Source organism: Streptomyces sp. NPDC111606, from assembly GCF_055656945.1.
This window is the reverse complement of sequence record NZ_JBVKBY010000010.1, coordinates 191,993-208,049: the sequence shown is the minus strand read 5'-3', so window position 1 is coordinate 208,049 and position 16,057 is coordinate 191,993. Positions and strand designations below refer to the sequence as shown.

Here is a 16,057-nt window from a genome sequence, read left to right as displayed (position 1 = left end):
GCCGCGCGTATCGACCTGCCCCAGTGAAGGAGCGCACAGTGCCCAGCACCACGCGCCGCCACCGCCGCCGCGACACCCCGCCGCCCCGTACCGGAAGCAGCGAGAGCGAGGTCCTGCGCAAGTTCCTCGACTACCTGCGGACCTCGATCGCCGCGAAGGTCGAGGGCGCCCCGGAACCGCAGGTGCGGACAGCCGCCGTGCCGTCAGGCACGAACCTGCTCGGCCTGCTCAACCATCTGACGTTCGTCGAGCGCTCGATGTTCCTCGGGGAGGACGTCACCAACTGGCGGGCGACGTTCCGAGCCGCACCGGCGGACACCGTGCCCGATGTCGTCGCCCGCTACCGAGACGCGGTCAAGCGCGCGAACGACGTGCTGGACGGGTGCACCGATCTCGGCGCACCGGTTCCCCGACCGCAGCCGGACCGCCCCGCTGCCAGCATCCGCTGGGCACTCACCCACATGATCGAGGAGACCGGCCGGCACGCGGGCCAGGCGGACATCCTCCGCGAACTCATCGACGGCACGACGGGCCGCTGATCCACCTTTCCAGGACGGGAACCCATGAGCACAGCACCACGGCCATCGTCGCGCCGCGTCCTCCGTTCCGCGCGCACCGCAGCAACGGTCGTGCTCGCCCTCCTCCTCCTCACGATCGTCACCGCAGCCTGTTCCACGCCGACAGCGGACGACGGCGTTCCCGCCCCCACGGCCGCCACCCAGGGCGATCCCCGGTTCGAGAAGACCTTCCGCCACGAGTTCGCCGACGTCGACGGCGTCCGTATGCACTACGTGACCGGCGGCAGCGGATCGCCGGTCGTGCTGATACATGGTTGGCCACAGACCTGGTACGGCTGGTGGCCGATCATGCCGGAACTCGCCGAGCACCACACCGTCTACGCCGTCGGCCTTCCCGGACTCGGTGACAGCACCGGCTCACCGAGCGGCTACGACAAGGCCACACTGGCGCGCTATGTGCACACGCTGATCGCCGACCGGCTCGGCGTGCGTGACGCGCGTGTCATCGGGCACGATTTCGGCGCCGCGGTGGCATTCCAGTACGCAGGCCAATTCCCGGACGACACCGCCCGCCTCGGCTACTTCGACCTGCCGCTGCCCGGTCCTGCGATCGATGCACCCACGTACCGTTCACTGAGCTGGCACATCGCCTTTCACTCCCAGCGCCGGGTCCCCGAGGCGGTCGTGGGCGACGATGTCCGCGAGTACCTGGCACTGTTCTATCCCCAGGTCTCGTTCGGTGGCACGGCGTTCGGTGGCACCTCTGACCGGTCCCCGTTTACCGGTGCCGAGATCGACGAGTACGCGCGAACCTACAGCCGGCCCAAGGTCCTGTCCGGCGGCTTCGAGCTCTACCGCGCCCTCGACAAGGACGTCCGCGACACCGTGGCGGCAGCACCGACACGTATCCCGACCCTGCTCATGACCGCCCAGGGGCAACTCGATTCGATACGGGGCACAGTGGCCGCGCGCATGACCAACATCGTCCGGGCGGTGGACGTGCCGAAGGCAGGGCACTGGCTCGTCGAGGAGAACCCCCAGTTCGTCACCGCCGAGCTCTTGCGCTTCCTCGACGGATGACCACGCCCACCAGGCGTCGCGGGACGCCGTCCGCACCCACTCACAGGAGACTCACCATGCACAAATACGACGTCACAGTGACTACCAGCGCTTCGCCGGATGTCGTCTGGAAGCTGCTGGTCGACGCGGCAAGCTGGCCGCTGTGGTCCAAGGTGGACAGTCTGGACACGGCACGGTCGGTCGACCTCGATCCCGGCGGCGACGACGGCGTCGGTGCCGTCCGTGCTTTCCGGACGGGACGCACCGTGACCGGGGAGCGGCTGACCGAAAAGGTCGAGCAACGCCTCTTGGCCTACGAAGACGCGTTCAACACCCCGATGCACAACTATCACGCACGCATCGAACTGAAGCCGACAGCGAGCTCGGGCACGGTCATCCACTGGTACGGCACATACGAGACGAGCCGGCTGATGGGCTGGGTCATGCCGCGCTACCTCCAGAGGTTCATGCAGGGCATGGCAGAAGGACTGGCCCGCTACGCCGAGGAGTCCAAGCCGGCTCAGTGATGGCTACGCCGCGGCGCATCTTCAGCCAATTGTTCGGCGCATAGGGCATGCCATCGCCGGGGTAATCTGACGGCGACTTGCGCCAGAGGGAGACCCCATCGTGTCCACGTTCGTTGTGTTCGATCTTGAATTCACGTCATGGGCGGGGGCACTCGAGCAGGATTGGGGGACGCCGGGCCAGCTGCGCGAGATCGTGCAGATCGGGGCACTGCGCCTGCGCGAGGACTGTTCCGTCGTCGAGGAGTTCGAGGCGCTGGTGCAGCCCATCGCCAATCCCCGGCTTTCCGCGTACTTCACCGATCTCACCGGCATCGACCAGGACACGCTGGACCGAGAGGCGATTTCCCCGGCAGAGGCACTTGGCGAGTTCCTGGGGTTCTGCCGGGGCGAGTCGGTGCTCTCCTACGGCAACGACATGGTGGTCCTCGGGGAGAACGTGGGCTGGGCGCGAGCGCGGGGCGAAGAGGTCAAGAACGGTTACCTCGCTGCCCATTTCCTGAATATCCGACCTTGGTTGAATACTCTCGCGCCGGAAACGGCGACAGCCAACGTGGGCCGCCTGTGGCAGGTGCTCGGTCTCCCCAAGCCCGCAGCCGGTCAAGAGCACTCCGCGCTTTTCGACTGCTATTCCTTCGCCGCCGCCCTTGCATACCTGCGCGGCACCGGCGCTCCCCTGCCCGACGGGTGTCTGCGGCGTCCTTACAACTGAGTCGGAGCCGGGGTGTCGGCTCCCCTGGACGGCCAACAGAAAAGGCAAGGAGAGATCTCTCCTTGCCACTCTCAACTTATAGCGCGCCGGGGGGCTTGCCGCAAGACCGGGGTCACGGCGCAGAATCGTCGACCGATGCCACAACCTGCGGAAACGGGGCACGACGTGCGTGTGTGTTGTCGACGACAAAGTTGGTAGCGAAGTGACTGAGCGGTACGTGTTGGATCTTCAGGACGTCGACGAGAAGCAGGTCGCGGTCGTCGGCGGCAAGAGCGCGCACCTGGGCGGGCTGTCGCGGATCGAAGGCATCCAGGTGCCGGGTGGCTTTTGCGTGACGACGGACGCCTTCCGGCGGATCATGGCGGAAGCACCGTCGATCGACGAGCGGATCGATCAGCTGTCGCGACTGAGCCCGGACGACCGGGAGGCGATCCGCACCCTCAGCGGGCAGATTCGGCGGACCATCGAGGGGATTGCCATCCCGGTCGATCTCGCGGCGGCGATCACCCGCGCGCTCGACCGATTCGGAGTGCAGTCCGCCTACGCCGTCCGGTCCAGCGCGACGGCGGAGGACCTGCCGACGGCCTCGTTTGCCGGACAGCAGGACACGTACCTGAACGTCGTGGGACCGACGGCGATCCTCCAGCACGTCAGCCGGTGCTGGGCCTCGCTGTTCACCGAGCGGGCCGTGACCTACCGTCAGCGCAACGGCATCGACCACCGTACGGTCCACATGGCCGTGGTCGTGCAGCGGATGGTCATCCCGCATGCCGCCGGCATCCTGTTCACGGCCGACCCCGTCACGGGCAACCGGAGGGTCGCCACCGTGGACGCCGGCTTCGGCCTCGGCGAGGCCTTGGTCTCCGGCCTGGTGAACCCGGACGTCTTCAAGGTGCGGGACGGCGAAGTCGTCGCCAAGGCGATCGCCGCAAAACAGCGTGCCGTTCACGCCCTGCCGGCCGGCGGTACGCAGGAAGTGGCGATCGACGCGCAGCAGCAGGAGCAGCCGGCGCTGACGGATGCTCAGGTCGTGCGGCTCGTGCAGCTCGGGCGGCGGATCGAAGCGCACTTCGGCCGCCCGCAGGACATCGAATGGTGCCTGGGCGACGATGACTTCCGGATCGTTCAGAGCCGGCCGATCACGACGCTGTTCCCCACTCCCGAGACCGGCGACGAGGAGAATCACGTCTACGTCTCCGTCGGTCATGGGCAGATGATGACCGACCCCATGAAGCCCCTGGGGCTCTCCATGTGGCAGCTGACGGCCATGGTGCCGATGCACGAGGCCGGCGGGAGGCTGTTCGTCGACGTCACCCGGCGCCTGGCATCGCCCGCGAGCCGCGCCGGCCTCCTGGACGTGCTGGGGAAGGGCGATCCGCTGATCAGGGACGCCCTGGAGACCGTCCTCGACCGCGACGACTTCGTCCCGTCGGTCCCGGACGCGGATCCCGGCAGGCCTCCGGCCGGCGGTGCGCCCTCCCCGATCGAGACCGACCCGGACCCGGCCATCGTCACCGAACTGATCGGACGCAGCCAGGAGTCCATCGCCGCCCTGGAGCGCGCCATCCGTACGAAGAGCGGACCGGCGCTGTTCGACTTCCTGCTGGAGGCCTTCGAGGAGCACAAGCGAGTCCTCGGCGATCCGCTGAACCTGCAGGCGATCATGGCGGGGATGGAGGCCACATGGTGGCTCAACGACAAGCTGCAGGAGTGGCTGGGCGAGAAGAACGTCGCCGACACGCTGACGCTGTCCGCCCCCGACAACATCACCTCGGAGATGGGACTCGCGCTGCTCGATGTCGCCGACGTGATCCGCCCGCATGCGGAGGTGGTGGCGTTCCTTCAGGGAGTCGAGGACGACGGCTTCCTGGACGAGCTTGCGAAGCTCGCGGGCGGGACCGAGGCGCGCGACGCCATCGAGGCCTACCTCGACCGGTACGGCATGCGCTGCGTCGGCGAGATCGACATCACGAGGCCGCGTTGGCGCGAGCACCCCACCACGCTCGTGCCCGTGATCCTCGACCACGTCAGGAACTTCGAGCCGGGCGCCGCCGAGCAGCGCTTCGAGCAAGGGCGGCAGAAGGCGCAGCACAAGGAACAGGACGTGCTGTCACGCTTGCGGGCCCTGCCGGACGGGGACCGGAAGGCCGACGAGGCCAAGCGGATGATCGACCGGGTCCGAGCCTTCATCGGGTACCGGGAGTACCCCAAGTACGGCATCATCAGCCGCTACTTCGTCTACAAGCAGGCCCTGCTGAAAGAGGCCGAGCGCCTCGTGGCGGCAGGTGTACTGCCTGAGAAGGAGGACATCTTCCACCTCACGTTCCAGGAACTCCGCGACGTCGTGTGCTCGAACCGGGTGGACGGCCGGCTCGTCCAGGAGCGCAAGGACGCGTTCCGCTCGTACCACGCACTCACACCGCCCCGGGTGCTCACCTCGGACGGTGAGGCCCTCACCGGGGCGTACCGGCGCAACGACGTGCCGGCCGGCGCCCTGGTCGGTCTGCCGGTTTCCGCCGGGACCGTCGAGGGACGGGCCCGCGTCATCCTGGACATGGCGGACGCCGATCTCGAAGCGGGCGACATCCTGGTCACGCCCTTCACGGACCCCAGCTGGTCGCCGCTGTTCGTCGGCATCGCGGGCCTGGTGACGGAGGTGGGCGGCCTGATGACCCATGGCGCGGTGATCGCCCGGGAGTACGGCTTGCCGGCCGTCGTGGGCGTGGAGCAGGCCACCCGGCTGATCCGGGACGGGCAGCGGATCCGCGTGCACGGAACCGACGGGTACGTCGAGATCCTGCCTTGACCGACCGCTCCGGGCCCGCGCCCGTCGTGAAAGTCCGAGGCTAGAGCACCGCTTCGAGGATCCCCACGATCTCCCCCTCCGTCGGCTGCCGCGGTGCGTTGCGAGTGACCGCGTCCGCGAGGGCGCCGGAGGCGATCGGGCGCAGCATGTCCGGGCGGACGCCGAGGTCGCGCAGGGGCTGCTTGATGTCGAGGGCGCCGGAGATCTCGCGTACGGCGTCGATCGCGGCGCGGGCCCAGTCGCCGTCGGCGGGCGGGGCGAGGCGGAGTGCGCGGGCGGTCTGCTCGTAGGCGTCCTGGGCGGCCGGGGCGCTGAACTCCAGGACCTCCTCCAGGACGGCGGCGAGGGCGATGCCGTGCGGGGTGCCGGTGTGGGCGGTGAGGGCGTGACCGATGCCGTGGACCAGGCCCAGGCCGGAGATGGTCAGGGCCTGGCCCGCCAGGTGGGCGCCGAGCATCAGCTGGGCGCGGGCCTCCAGGTCCGAGCCGTCACGGTGGGCGGCAGGCAGCCAGCGCCCGACCATGGCCACGGCCTGGGTCGCGTACGCCACCGAGACCGGGTTGGCGCCGCGCGAGGCCAGGGACTCGATGCCGTGGACGAGGGCGTCGATGCCGGTCGCGGCCGTGATCCGGGCAGGCAGGCCGAGCGTCAGCTCCGGGTCGAGGAGCGCGATCCGGGGCTTGACCGAGGAGTGGCCGATGTACACCTTGCGGCATGCGGCGGCGTCCTCGATGACGCCGAAGCCGTTGGTCTCCGCACCCGTGCCGGACGTGGTGGGGATCGCGATGAGCGGCAGACCGTCGAGCCCATCCCAGAGCGCGTCCGCATCGGCCGCCGCCGCGTCGGTGTTGCCGACGAGCAGCGCGATGCCCTTGGCCGCGTCGAGGACCGAGCCTCCGCCGAGGGCGACGACGACCGACGGGCCGAAGGCCCGGGCCCGGGCGGCACCCTCGTCGACGTTGCCGGTGGACGGGTTGGCGCCGACGCCGTCGTACACGCCGTGTTCCAGGCCCGCCGTGTCCAGGACCTTGAGCACCTGGTCGACGATGCCGGCGGCCCGCAGACCCCGGTCGGTGACGACGAACGCGCGGTTCATGCCGAGGGAGGAGACGAGCTCCGGGAGGTGCGCGATGCGGCCGGGGCCGAACTCGATGCGGCAGGTCGGGTCGATGGTCAGCTGGTCGGTGCGGGACTCGCCCATGGCGTTCGGCTCCTGAAGACGCGGCGGGACGTGCGGTGCTCGGAAGGAAGAGGGAGGTGTTGCAGAGGGAGATGGAGTGGGGGCCGGTCCCGCCGAGCCGGCCTGACCGGCCCGGCGGGACGCGAACGGATCCAGCGGATCACACAGAGCTCAGTGCCGCGTCGTCAAGGGCGGCGGCCGGGTTCGGGAGACGGAACTCCGCTCCGGCCAGGGCTTCGTAGAGACGTACCGGGCTCATCTCGCCGGCCAGGTCTCCGTGGTGCGCCTTGGAGCGGCGGAAGATCTGCTCCACGAGCGCGGACAGTTCCGTGGAGACGCCGACCTCGCGGCCGAGGTCGATGGCGAGTCCGAGGTCCTTGCAAGCGAGGGCCATGGCGAAGGAGTCGTCGTAGTCGCCGTCGGCCAGGACGCACAGGATGTCGTTCTCGAGGAAGTTCGAGGCGGCCGGGCTGGCGAGCAGCGAGCTGCGCAGCACGCCGAGGTCCACGCCCGCCTTCACGCCCATGGCCAGCACCTCGGACGTGGCGACGAGGTGGCTGAACCACAGCAGGTTGATCATCAGCTTGACCGTGTAGCCGGCGCCGAGCGGGCCCACGTGCAGCACCTTGTCGGGGTCGCCCATGGCTTCGAGCACCGGCAGGGACATGCGGAAGTCGTCCGCCGTCCCGCCGACGAATATCTGCAGCCGCCCGGCCTCGGCGCCGCGCGCCATGCCGCTGACGGGGGCGTCCAGACGGCGTACGCCGCGCCGGTCGAGCACCTCGGCGGCGACCCGTTCCGCGGCGGCCGGCGTGGAGGTCGACATGTCGATCCACAGGGCGCCCTCGGGCAGCGCCTCGGCGACCCCGCCGCGCAGCAGCACGTCCTCGACGATGCGCGGATTCGGCAGCATCGTGACGAGCAGTTCGGCATCGGTGGCGCACGCCGCCGGGGCATCGGCCCAGCGTGCCCCGAGCGCCAAGTGCTCGGCGGCGGCCTCGGGCCGGGTGTCGTGCACGGTGACCAGGTGTCCCGCGTGGATCAGGTGGCGGGCCATGTGGCTTCCCATGTTGCCCAGTCCGATGAAACCGATCCTCATCGTTGTCCTCGCTACGGCTCTGTAGGGGTGTGCAGGTGACAGGTGTTCAGGTGAAGGGGTGCAGTGCGGTGGTGGGCCGGTCAGGCCAGGTTGATCCAGGTCGTCTTCAGCGCCGTGTACGCGTCCAGCGCGTGCAGGGACTTGTCGCGTCCCGCGCCGGTGGCCTTGAAGCCGCCGAAGGGGGTGATGACGTCACTGGCGTCGAATGTGTTGATCCAGACCGTGCCGGCCCGCAGCCGCTTGGCCGTACGGTGGGCGATCGTGACGTCCCGGGTCCAGACGGAGGCGACGAGCCCGAAGTCGCTCTGGTTCGCCAGGCGTACGCCCTCGTCGACGTCGCCGTCGTACGACACGACAGCCAGCACCGGGCCGAAGATCTCCTCCTGGCCGACGGTGGACGTGTTCGCCACGCCGTCGAGCACGGTCGGCTCGACGAAGGTGCCGCCGGTCTCGGTGAGGGTGCGTCCGCCGCCCAGGAGCACCTGCGCCCCGTCCGTCCTGCCGCGCTCGATGTAGCCGAGGATCTTGGCCAGTTGGGCCTCGTCGACGATGGGGCCCATGACGGTGGCGGGGTCGAGCGGGTCGCCGACGCGGAAGGTGTCGGCGGTGATCCGCTGTACGGCGTCCAGGAGTTGGTCCTTCACCGATGCGTGGACCACGACGCGGGAACCGGCGTTACAGGTCTGCCCCGCGTTGTAGAAGATCCCCCACGCCACGGCGGACGCGGCGGCCTCGATGTCGGCGTCGGCGAGCACGAGCTGCGGGGACTTGCCGCCCGCCTCCACGGCGACCTGCTTGCCGTTGGACTCGCCCGCGTACACCTGGAAGAGCCGGGCGACCTCGGCCGAGCCGGTGAAGGCGATCTTGTCGACCTCGGAGTGGCGGCCGAGGGCCTGACCGGCGACCTCGCCCCGACCGGGGATCACGTTGAACACGCCGTCGGGCAGCCCGGCCTCGGTGGCCAGTGCCGCCAGCCGGAGGGCGGCGAGCGAGGTCTGCTCGGCGGGCTTGAGGACGACGCTGTTGCCGGTGGCGAGCGCCGGGGCCAGCTTCCAGCTGGCGATCAGCAGCGCGTAGTTCCACGGCACGACCGCGCCGACGACGCCCAGCGGCTCCCGGGTGATCAGCGCCAGCGCGTCAGCCGGAGTCGGGGCCACCTCGTCGTACGTCTTGTCGATGGCCTCGGCGTACCAGGCAATGGTCTCGGCGGCCTTGTCCACGTCGATGCGCACCGACTCGGTGATGGGCTTGCCCATCTCCAGCGTGTCCAGCAGCGCCAGTTCCTCGGCGTTTGCCCGGATCAGGTCGGCCCAGCGCAGCAGGACGCTCTTGCGTTCCCTCGGCGCGAGGTCACGCCAGCGGCCGTCCTCGAAGGCGGCGCGTGCGGAACGTACCGCCCGGTCGACGTCCTCGGCGCCGGCGGCCTGGACTTCCGCGAGCACGGCACCGTCGCGCGGCGAGACGCTGGTGAAGCTGTCGCCGGAGGTGGCGTCGGTGAAGGCGCCGTCGATGAAGAGGCGTGTCTCGAAGGTGAGCTTGCTCGCCGCGGTCAGCCACTCGTCGTGCGAGCGCTTGAGCAACTCGTCGATGGTGTACGTCACTTGATCCTCCAGCGGTCGATCGCGTCCTCGTCCAGTTCGACGCCGAGGCCGGGCCTGTCCGGGATCTCGAGGTCGCCCTCGGCGTTCACGCGAACGGGCTCGGCGAGCATGAAGTCGCGGCGCTCGGGCGTCCAGCCGGGCGGGTCGTAGGGGAACTCGAAGAAGGGGCCGCCGCCGACGCCCGCCGCGACGTGCAGGTTGGCGAGGACGCCGATGCCGTTGGTCCAGCTGTGCGGGGTGAACTGACGGTGCTTCAGCTGGGCCAGCTCGGCCAGGGTGCGGGCGCGGTGCATGCCGATCGCGAGCACCACGTCCATCTGGTAGATGTCGAGGGCGTCCTCTTCGAGGTAGCGCAGCAGCTCGGTGGGTGAGTGGTGCATCTCCCCGGCGGCGATGCGGACGCCGGGGTTCTCGGCGCGCAGCCGCTTGAAGCCGTTCAGGTCGGCGTACGGCAGTGGCTCCTCGACCCAGAACACGTCGAGCTCGGCGAGGCGGGCGATGGTCTTGCGGGTCTTCGCGAGGTCGGAGGCGTTCGCCGTGTCGCCGGCCATCCGCCAGGACTGGTTGAGGTCGACCATGATCTCGAAGTCGGCCCCGAGTTCCTCGCGCACGGCACGTACGGCCGCGACGCCCTCGTCGATCCGGTTGCGGTCGATACGGATCTTCAGTGCGCGGAAGCCGGCCTCGCGCACCTTCAGGGCGGTGGCGACCCGCTCCTCGGGCGACTTGAGCTCGCCGGAGGAGGCGTATGCGGGCAGCCGCTTCGCCGCGTTCCCGAAGAGTTCCGACACGGGGCGGCCGTGCACCTTGCCGATGATGTCCCACAGGGCCGCTTCCAGGGGCCAGTAGTGGGCGCCGTGGAAGTTGGCGGTCTCGATCGCCTTGACGTGCCGGGTGATGTCGAGGGGGTCCTCGCCGACGAACAGGTGCTTGTACGTCTCGAAGCCGTCCATGAGGTCACCGGAGCCGATGCCGGTGACGCCCTCGTCGGTGTGGACGCGGACGATCGTGGCGTCGAAGTGCCGGCGAGGCTCGGGGTCCCAGGCGGCGCGGAAGGGCGGGTCCAGTTCGAGGCGCAGCCGGTCCAGGGTGATGTCTGTGATCTTCATCGGGCGAGCACCTCGGCGGTCGGCGTGTAGAACGGGTTCGTCGGCCCCTGCTTGGCGGCGGTCTGTACGTCGGAGACAGTGGGGGTGCCGGTCACGGCGGCCCGTATCGCGTCGTGGGCGGCGGCACGCTGGTTGCGGAAGGACTCGTCCAGGTCGTCAACCGCTGGGTTGATCCACATCGCGGCGATGATCAGCAGGTCGTCGGCCTCCTCGGCGGGGATCAGCCCTGCGTCGACCGCGTCCGAGATCCCCTGAGCGAGTCCGGCCTGGGCGGAACCCCAGGTGGCACGCTGGTGCAGCTCGCCCTCCGCGGCGGCCTTGGCCACGAACAGGGTCAGCGGCTTCACGGGGACGGACGGCCGTACGACCGTCATGAACGGGACGTGCCCTGCGCTCGGTGTGGCCAGCGCCGTCGCCCAGGCGGTCTCGACGGGGCCGCCCTTGCGTCCGATCACGACATTCGTGTGGGCGGCATTGGCGCCCTCACCGACGAAGGACTCGCCGATGAGCGCGGTCGGTGCAAAGGGCGAAGGCATGGGATCTCCTGGATCTCCGGGAGCGGGGAGCTGTGGCGGGCCGGTGGATCCGGCGAGTGAGCGCAAAGCTCGCATACCTCGCAGTTCATCCGGCTCGATGCGGCGAATCTAGGTCGGCCGCCATCCCGTCGCAAGGCGGTCGCGGGAATCGAAATGCCGGTTGCTCTCCTGACAACTTCATACCTGACCTGGGGGTTCCTCAGCCGGTGTGCCCGCATACGATGACCTGCGTGACCGACTCTTCCTCGGCTTCCCGCGGACATGGCCTGCGCCGCGACATCGACCTGCTGGAGGCGCTGGCGTCCGACGAGGCGCAGAACGCCGGCGGCCTCGGCGTCGTACGCCTCGCTCAGCTGGTGGGCCGCGAGAAGACGCAGGTCTCCCGGGCCCTGAAGGCGCTCGCCGCCGAGGGCATCGTCGAGCGTGACCCCGACACCCTGGAGTACCGGCTGGGCTGGCGGTTGTTCTCGCTGGTGGCCCGTACTTCCGAGAGCCGCCTGGTGCGGGTGGCCGAGCCGGTCATGCATACCCTGTCGGCGGATCTGGAGGAGACCAGCCACCTGTGTGTGCTCAGCGAGCGTGAGGTCCTCACCCTGCTGTCGGTCTCCGGGCACTCCTTCCGCGTCCATGGCTGGGAGGGGCGCGGGGTGCCCGCCTGGCGGCTGTCCGCGGGCCGCGTCCTGCTCGCCGACGCGACACCGGACGAGCTGTACGTCCGCTTCGGCACGACCGGTGAGATGCCGGTGCAGGAGCTGTGGACCCTCATCCAGGACGCCAAACGGCAGGGTTACGCGCGGGTGAGCGAGGAGTTCGAGGAGGGCCTGGTCGGGGTGTCGGCACCGGTGCGCGACTTCCGCGGCCGGGTGGTCGCGGCCATCAACATCTCCGCCCCCAAATCCCGGCTCGGCGACCGTCTCGACGTGGCGGGGCGCACGACGGCTCGGGCCGCGGGACGGGTGTCGTCGCTGCTGGGCTGGGAACCCCGGCGCACTCCGCAGTTGCGGGCCCGGCTGACCTGACGGGTCCGCCACTCTCCGTGCCCCCGAGCAAGGCCTGCGAGCGAGTTGCCCTCACAGCAACCACGGTTGCGATCCGCCGAGGTTGTCTTGTCGGCCCCATGACGCCCTCGTAAATTCACCGCGCATCGGACGAGCCCCCGTCCGGAACGGAGAAAAGAGCAGCTCATGAACCTCGCCGGCATCGACCTCCTGGCCAAGGCCCCCCTCGCCGAAGGCGATGTGTTCCTCGGCGGCCGCTGGCTCCCGGCCGCCGACGGACGGACCTACCCCGTCCTCGACCCGGCCACCGGCGACCTGGTCCGCGAGGTGTCCTCGGCCGGACCGGAGGACGCCCGCGCGGCGATCGAGGCGGCCCGGTCCGCCGCGGCCGGCTGGCGTACGACACCACCCCGGCGCCGTTCCGAGATCCTGCACAGGGCCTTCGAGCTGATGCGCGAGCACACGGACACCCTCGCCCGGCTGATCGTGCTGGAGAACGGCAAGGCGTACCGTGACGCGGCCGGCGAAGTCGCCTACGCCGCCGAGTTCTTCCGGTGGTTCGCCGAGGAAGCGGTCCGGATCGGCTCCTCTTTCGCGGACGCACCGGCCGGCGGCTTCCGGCACGTCGTACGCAAGCACCCCGTCGGCGTCACCGCCTTCGTGACACCCTGGAACTTCCCGGCCGCCATGGCAACCCGGAAGATCGCCCCGGCGCTCGCGGCGGGCTGCCCCGTCCTGCTCAAGCCCGCGCCGGAGACCCCGCTCACCGCCCTCGCCATCGCCGCCCTCCTCGCTGAAGCCGACCTGCCCGACGGGCTGTTGAACGTCCTGCCGACCGACCGCGCCCCCGAGGTGGTCTCGGCCTGGCTCGGCGACGAACGGGTCCGCAAGTTCTCGTTCACGGGCTCCACCGCAACCGGCAGGCTGCTCCTGGAGCAGGCCGCGGCGAACGTCGTCAACGTGACCATGGAACTGGGTGGCAACGCCCCCTTCGTCGTCTGCGAGGACGCCGACATCGACGCGGCGGTGAGCGGCGCGATGGACGCCAAGATGCGCGGCGGCGGCGAAGTCTGCATCGCCGCCAACCGGTTCTACGTCCACGAGTCGGTCGCCGCCGAGTTCACCGAGAAGTTCGGCGCGGCCATGGCCGCCGTACGGACGGGCCCCGGCCTGGAGGAAGGCGTCACGCTCGGCCCCATGATCAACCGGGCGGCCGTCGACAAGATCCGCTCGCTCGTCGACGACGCTCTCGGGCGCGGCGCGCAGATCGCCGCGCAGGGCACCACGCCCGACGGGCCCGGCCACTTCCACCCGGCGACCGTCCTCGTCGACGTACCCGACGACGCCCGCATCCTCCACGAGGAGGTCTTCGGACCGGTGGCGCCCCTCGCCACGTTCACCGACGAGGACGAGATGCTGACGCGCGCCAACGCGACGGTGCACGGTCTCGCCTCGTACGTCTACTCCCGCGACGTCGGCCGCGCCCTGCGGATCGCCGAGCGCCTCGAGGCGGGCATGGTCGGCGTCAACCGCGGTCTGCTGTCCGACCCCGCGGCCCCGTTCGGCGGCGTCAAGCAGTCCGGTCTCGGCCGGGAAGGCGGCCGCGAAGGCATCGAGGCCTTCCTCGAGACGCAGTACATCGCCCTCGACTGGCCGCTCTGATCCCTGCCCTTCTCCGCTCTCCCCCGCTCTCCCCTCTGCTCACGTCGCTCAGGACAAGGACCGCCCATGGCAATGACGCCTGCGACCCAGAACCAGCCCAGCACCCCGGAAGTCCCCGACTTCACGCGTGAACGCCGCCGTCTGCACACCAAGTTGAAGCTCGCCACCCAGATCGGGCAGGGCATCGACGGCTACATCATCGGCGGCATCGGCATGGCGATGACCGCGCTGACCGCCGACCTCCACCTCTCGCCCCTCATGCAGGGACTGGTCGGCGCCTCCCCACTTATCGGCATCTTCGTCGGCGGGCCTCTCTTCGGGCGGCTCGCGGACCGGTTCGGCCGCCGCCCCGTGTTCCTCGTCGACATGCTGATCTTCCTGATCGGCTCGGTCCTGCAGTTCTTCGTCGCCGACGGACTCCAACTGTTCCTGATCCGCCTGCTGATGGGCGTGGCGATCGGCGGCGAGTACGCGATCGGCGCGCCGCTGCTGTCGGAGTACGCGCCTCGCCAGGGCCGCGGCCGACTGCTGGCCAGCCTGGAGATCAGCTGGTACGTCGGCTACGCGCTGGCGACCGTCGTCGGCGCTCTCTTCGCCGAGGTCGACGGCGGCTGGCGCTGGTCGCTCGCCAGCAGCGCGGTCATCGCCGTGGTGTGCGTGGCGCTGCGCGGCGGCATCCCGGAGTCGGCGCGCTGGCTGCTGAGCAAGGGGCGCCGCGAGGAAGCCGAGGTGTTGATCGAGAAGTACGGCATCGAGGTCGACGTCGACGCGGAACTCGAGGAGCGTGACGCCCCCGCGAAGGAGGGGTTCGGTGCGCTGTTCCATCGCCGGCACCTGCGCAGCACGGTGTTCGCGAGCGTCTTCTGGGCGGCTCTGGTGCTGCCGTACTTCGCCATCGGCACGTTCTGGACCCAGGTCTTCGAGGCCCTCGACATGGGTGACAACGCGGTCGCGGCGCTGCTCGTCTACTCCTTCACCGCTGTGGCCGGCGTGACGGCGGGCTGCCTCGTCGTCGACCGGATCGGCCGGCGCAGGCTGCTCATCCCGCCGTTCTGGATCACCGCCGGCTGTCTGGCCCTGGTCGCTGTGTGGCCGACATCGACGCCGGTCATCGTCGGCGGATTCCTGTTCTTCATCTTCCTCAACGCCGCTTCGAGCGCACTGACCGCCGTCTATCCCCTGGAGGTCTTCCCGACCGCCCTGCGCACCACGGGCGTCGGCTTCGCCACCGCGATGAGCCGGGTCGGCGCGGCCATCGGCACCTTCCTGCTGCCGATGGGACTGGAGCGGTTCGGGGCGGAGTTCGTGCTCCTCGTCGGTGCGGGTGTGCTCGCCCTCGGTGGTCTGGTCTCGCAGTTCCTGGCCCCGGAGACGACCGACATGGACCTCGCACGGGCGGCGCGCAAGGCACGAGGGGCATAGCCACCGCACGCCAAAGGGACGGCCCCGCGGGCGAGCGCCTGCGGGGCCGTGCACTGTCGAGCGTCACGCGTAGGCGTCGAAGGGGATCCCGGAGGGCTTCGCGTCGTGGAGAGCCCACTGGAAGTCGCCGTCGTCGATCTTGATCGTGGCCGAGCCGAAGTCGGCGCTCATGAGCTTGTCGCGGAATCCGGCCGGATAGCCCTCCCAGCCCACCAGGCGCGGGAAGAACCAGTTGCCGGTGGCGTTCTCCGCCGGTTCGTCGTTGGTGTTGGCGAACCGGAAGCAGTGACTGGAGACGCCGTCCTTGTGGTAGACGATCTTCGGGTGGGTGCCGTCGAAGCGGATCGCCGAACGAGCCGCCAGCTGGTAGGTGTTGTGCTGGGACACGGACACGTATTCGGCCTGGTTGTTGCTGATCCACACAATGACGTGTTCCCAGTCGTGGGTGTGCCCGAGGGCCGCCGGACCGAGGGTGATCTGGTCCTTCTCGAAGTAGCTCGCGTACATCACCGCGCACCAGCCGTTGTTGCACTTCGCGCGTGAGTAGGTGTTGGCGTTGGCCAGCTGGGCGTAGTCGTGGCATTTGCCGTTGACGTCACCGCCGAGCTTGAGACCCGGGTTGAGGATCCGATCAGCGCCGATGGCGGCCGTGGCGTAGCAGCCGTCGCCGTCGTAGTCGTAGGCCGGTGAGAACGTTTGCTCCAGACCGTCGGCGTTCTGCGGCAGCAGGGGCAGGACGTTCGCGTGGGCGCTCGCCGGCAGGGCCACGACGAGCGTCATCGCGCCGAGGGCGCCGAGGGCGGCCTTGGCGAGGGATCTCAACTTGCGCAT

At 69.8% G+C, this 16,057-nt stretch carries 14 protein-coding genes; 8 read left to right on the top strand and 6 right to left on the bottom strand.

Features of this window, described 5'->3' with window-relative positions:
* The first annotated feature begins 38 nt into the window (after positions 1-38).
* The 5 genes from ACZ7M7_RS31955 to rph all read left to right on the top strand — a co-directional run bounded on the left by ACZ7M7_RS31955 (position 39) and on the right by rph (position 5,619).
* Positions 39-539 (top strand): DinB family protein, encoded by a 501-nt coding sequence (locus ACZ7M7_RS31955; RefSeq protein ID WP_472122870.1) that lies wholly within the window; start codon positions 39-41, stop codon positions 537-539.
* 24 nt (positions 540-563) lie between these two features.
* Positions 564-1,598, top strand: a complete 1,035-nt coding sequence (locus tag ACZ7M7_RS31950; RefSeq protein ID WP_472122867.1) for an alpha/beta fold hydrolase — start codon at positions 564-566, stop codon at positions 1,596-1,598.
* Entirely contained in the window at positions 1,595-2,104 is a 510-nt protein-coding gene (locus ACZ7M7_RS31945) for an SRPBCC family protein (protein ID WP_472122864.1), read from the top strand. Before ACZ7M7_RS31950 ends, ACZ7M7_RS31945 begins: the two co-directional genes overlap by 4 nt.
* Before the next feature lie 100 nt (positions 2,105-2,204).
* Positions 2,205-2,813: an exonuclease domain-containing protein gene (locus tag ACZ7M7_RS31940; RefSeq protein WP_472122861.1), complete on the top strand. Its 609-nt coding sequence runs from the start codon at positions 2,205-2,207 to the stop codon at positions 2,811-2,813.
* A 202-nt stretch (positions 2,814-3,015) separates the two neighbouring features.
* The gene (rph, locus tag ACZ7M7_RS31935) at positions 3,016-5,619 is read left to right on the top strand and encodes a rifamycin-inactivating phosphotransferase (RefSeq protein WP_472122858.1); all 2,604 of its coding nucleotides are present in this window, start codon (positions 3,016-3,018) and stop codon (positions 5,617-5,619) included.
* A 40-nt stretch (positions 5,620-5,659) separates the two neighbouring features.
* Here rph and ACZ7M7_RS31930 read toward each other — a convergent pair whose 3' ends face one another.
* The 5 genes from ACZ7M7_RS31930 to fae form a co-directional block, all read right to left on the bottom strand.
* Positions 5,660-6,820, bottom strand: a complete 1,161-nt coding sequence (locus tag ACZ7M7_RS31930) for an iron-containing alcohol dehydrogenase family protein (protein WP_472122856.1) — start codon at positions 6,818-6,820, stop codon at positions 5,660-5,662.
* 139 nt (positions 6,821-6,959) lie between these two features.
* Positions 6,960-7,898, bottom strand: a complete 939-nt coding sequence (locus ACZ7M7_RS31925; RefSeq protein WP_472122853.1) for an NAD(P)-dependent oxidoreductase — start codon at positions 7,896-7,898, stop codon at positions 6,960-6,962.
* Between the two features lie 80 nt (positions 7,899-7,978).
* Positions 7,979-9,499: an aldehyde dehydrogenase gene (locus ACZ7M7_RS31920; protein ID WP_383625341.1), complete on the bottom strand. Its 1,521-nt coding sequence runs from the start codon at positions 9,497-9,499 to the stop codon at positions 7,979-7,981.
* Positions 9,496-10,608 (bottom strand): mandelate racemase/muconate lactonizing enzyme family protein, encoded by a 1,113-nt coding sequence (locus ACZ7M7_RS31915; RefSeq protein WP_472122850.1) that lies wholly within the window; start codon positions 10,606-10,608, stop codon positions 9,496-9,498. Before ACZ7M7_RS31915 ends, ACZ7M7_RS31920 begins: the two co-directional genes overlap by 4 nt.
* On the bottom strand, positions 10,605-11,144 hold the full coding sequence (gene fae, locus ACZ7M7_RS31910) for a formaldehyde-activating enzyme (RefSeq protein WP_453825797.1): 540 nt from the start codon (positions 11,142-11,144) through the stop codon (positions 10,605-10,607). The genes ACZ7M7_RS31915 and fae overlap by 4 nt, the downstream gene beginning before the upstream one ends.
* 221 nt (positions 11,145-11,365) lie before the next feature.
* Here fae and ACZ7M7_RS31905 point away from each other — a divergent pair, with 221 nt between their 5' ends.
* The 3 genes from ACZ7M7_RS31905 (at position 11,366) to ACZ7M7_RS31895 (ending at position 15,226) form a co-directional block, all read left to right on the top strand.
* The gene (locus ACZ7M7_RS31905) at positions 11,366-12,163 is read left to right on the top strand and encodes an IclR family transcriptional regulator (RefSeq protein ID WP_383605730.1); all 798 of its coding nucleotides are present in this window, start codon (positions 11,366-11,368) and stop codon (positions 12,161-12,163) included.
* A gap of 165 nt (positions 12,164-12,328) precedes the next feature.
* A complete protein-coding gene (locus ACZ7M7_RS31900; RefSeq protein WP_472122846.1) occupies positions 12,329-13,804 on the top strand; it encodes an NAD-dependent succinate-semialdehyde dehydrogenase in 1,476 nt (491 codons plus the stop codon).
* A 66-nt stretch (positions 13,805-13,870) separates the two neighbouring features.
* A complete protein-coding gene (locus ACZ7M7_RS31895) occupies positions 13,871-15,226 on the top strand; it encodes an MFS transporter (protein WP_472122843.1) in 1,356 nt (451 codons plus the stop codon).
* 63 nt (positions 15,227-15,289) lie between these two features.
* On the opposite strand, the gene ACZ7M7_RS31890 is transcribed toward ACZ7M7_RS31895, so the two are convergent.
* Positions 15,290-16,057 carry an NPP1 family protein gene (locus ACZ7M7_RS31890; RefSeq protein WP_472122840.1) on the bottom strand — a complete coding sequence of 256 codons (768 nt, stop codon included), beginning with the start codon at positions 16,055-16,057 and terminating at the stop codon, positions 15,290-15,292.